The following is a 445-nucleotide window of genomic DNA, read 5'->3' as shown; positions in this document are numbered from 1 at the left end:
CTTCGGCATCATGGTCGCCCTGCTGGCCCTCGACATCGGCCTCGCCCTCGTCGTCTTCGCCACCCTGCCCCTCCTGATCGTCGCCACGTACTTCTTCCGCCGGGCCAGCGTGAAGGCGTACGAGCTGGCGCGGGAGCGGGTGTCGGTGGTCAACGCCGACCTCCAGGAGTCGGTCGCCGGGCTGCGGATCGTGCAGGCCTTCCGCCGCGAGGGGGACGGGGCCCGGCGGTTCGCCGAGCGCAGCGCCGCCTACCGCAGCGCCCGTATCCGCGGCCAGTGGCTGATCTCGGTGTACTTCCCGTTCGTGCAGCTGCTGTCCTCGGTCGCCGCGGCGGCGGTGCTCGTGGTGGGCGGCGGCCGGGTCGACGACGGCACGCTGGCCATCGGCTCCCTGGTCGCCTACCTGCTCTACATCGACCTGTTCTTCGCGCCCGTGCAGCAGCTC

1 protein-coding gene is annotated in these 445 nt (G+C 71.9%); it reads left to right on the top strand.

What is annotated here, in order from left to right; all coding sequences use genetic code 11:
* A partial coding sequence (locus LPA54_RS38915) for an ABC transporter transmembrane domain-containing protein (protein ID WP_267488010.1) occupies nucleotides 1-445 on the top strand: 445 nt, incomplete at both ends.

Source organism: Streptomyces sp. DH12, from assembly GCF_020873895.1.
In the GTDB taxonomy this organism is placed as follows: domain Bacteria; phylum Actinomycetota; class Actinomycetes; order Streptomycetales; family Streptomycetaceae; genus Streptomyces.
Note: the sequence above shows the minus strand (reverse complement) of the source record. Positions and strands in the feature narration are given on the sequence as shown.